Source organism: Vagococcus silagei (assembly GCF_004795745.1).
Lineage (GTDB): Bacteria > Bacillota > Bacilli > Lactobacillales > Vagococcaceae > Vagococcus > Vagococcus silagei.
Window position 1 is genome coordinate 1 of sequence record NZ_SDGV01000038.1, and the last position, 1,813, is coordinate 1,813.

At 28.3% G+C, this 1,813-nt stretch carries 4 protein-coding genes; 1 reads left to right on the forward strand and 3 read right to left on the reverse strand.

The window, feature by feature from the left end; genetic code table 11:
* The coding region (locus tag ESZ54_RS12020) for a transposase (protein WP_162615189.1) at positions 1 to 213 on the forward strand (213 nt) is incomplete at its 5' end.
* Positions 214 to 286: 73 nt separating this feature from the next.
* Here the strand turns inward: ESZ54_RS12020 and ESZ54_RS12025 are convergent.
* The 3 genes from ESZ54_RS12025 to ESZ54_RS12035 form a co-directional block, all read right to left on the reverse strand.
* Positions 287 to 490, reverse strand: coding sequence for a hypothetical protein (locus ESZ54_RS12025; protein ID WP_136137895.1), 204 nt, complete (start codon positions 488 to 490; stop codon positions 287 to 289).
* A 57-nt stretch (positions 491 to 547) separates the two neighbouring features.
* Positions 548 to 844, reverse strand: coding sequence for a hypothetical protein (locus ESZ54_RS12030; RefSeq protein WP_136137896.1), 297 nt, complete (start codon positions 842 to 844; stop codon positions 548 to 550).
* 742 nt (positions 845 to 1,586) lie between these two features.
* A partial coding sequence (locus tag ESZ54_RS12035) for a transposase (RefSeq protein WP_162615190.1) occupies positions 1,587 to 1,813 on the reverse strand: 227 nt, incomplete at its 5' end.

Sequence of the window (1,813 nt, forward strand, 5' to 3'; positions counted from 1 at the left end):
ACAAAAGCTTGGGAAAAACTATACGCGAAACGAAGTGCAGTTGAAAGAGTGAATGGCTATCTAAAAGAACATATGAGATTAAATGATACGACACACTATCAATCAGAAATTGTTCAAGTGGAACTATTACTGATTCAACTTGCTTATAATTTAAAGAATTTTGCAGCACAACGATTATCACAAGTGAAATATAGAAAAGAACTAGTCGCTTAACTTCAAAAAACAAGAATATTGAAATTGGTCGAGTGTTTACTTTTCTAAAAAGTGAATTATGAAATTAGCTCATTTATATATTATTTGAATTTTTTCTATCACGAGCTAAACTTGCGCAGATTTGAGAACAAACGACTAAAATAAATAATAATACAGTATCATTTATTGTCGTTGTCCCCACATTTTTGACTGATTGAATAAGCAGTAAAACAATGAGAATACCGCAACCAATTGACGTTAGCATGTAACACTGTTTCTCTAGTTTAGTTAAGTTCATTTTTTATTCCTCCAATTTTTCATTTTACATTAAATCCGCTTTCCTCATATATTCTGATCATTCGGTTACTTTTTCACTTTTCTTTACTTTTAAAAAATATTGATAAGCAAAAAGGTAGATGACTGAAACAATCGAAATCGCATCTAACAAACCAACACTTGCTTTTTGCTCTTGACCCAATAATACATTGCCAACATATAAAACTAAGGTAGCTATTACAAATAACCCCATTGAAACATAAGTACTATTCTTTTTCTCTTCTGGATTAACTTTCATATTTTGAAGTGATCCTATTGTAAACAAAACAACGATTATATCAATAACTGTTTTCGAAATACTTAATATATTATCCATACTTTTCTCTCCTCATCTAAAATGAAAGATTATAACAATTTTGACTTTACTGAATGGATTAATGTAATTCAATACTAAAAAATTGGAATCATAGTTCCGTCAATCTTACGCAACTTTTCTCTTGACCAATTGCACTAAACACTGACAACTTCAATATTTGTATGGATTATTACTAAAGTCATGGCAATTAATAATCATTCATTTTCATTTTTTTCAAAATTAAATTCATAGTAATTATCGTTAGAAAAACCACTTTTTTTACCAACATATGTCTAAATTTATTTCATTTTGATATTTCCACCTTTCCTACTTTACAATTTTCGCCACTTGTTAAAGACATAATATTAAATTATGTTCATTTCTTATTAATTTCATAGTAAAATATCCGTCTTGAATTGTCAACTATTTCTTACATAATAAAAATAATTTCTTTCATTATCTAGTATATTGAATATTAGTACTATTTTCTTTAAACTAATAAGCCTTTCCACTAAATCAGACTAAAGATAAATACTTTTTATCACTTTTGATTGTTCAACTCCCAACAACAACAAACAAAAAAGCTCAGACCCACTATTAAAAGTGTACCTAGCTTTCTGTTAAAAATAATTTTTATAAATTTTCTTCTCTCTTTACAAAAAAACAATTGAATGTTGTGCTGCTAACTAGTAGAGCTAATTTCATAATTCACTTTTTAGAAAAGTAAACACTCGACCAATTTCAATATTCTTGTTTTTTGAAGTTAAGCGACTAGTTCTTTTCTATATTTCTCTTGTGACAATCGTTGTGCTGCAAAATTCTTTAAATTATAAGCTAGTTGAATCAATAATAGTTCCACTTGAACAATTTCTGATTGATAGTGTGTCGTATCATTTAATTTCATATGTTCTTTTAGATAGCCATTCACTCTTTCAACTGCACTTCGTTTAGCGTATAGTTTTCTCCAAGCTTTTGTTCCGCGTGCTGGAT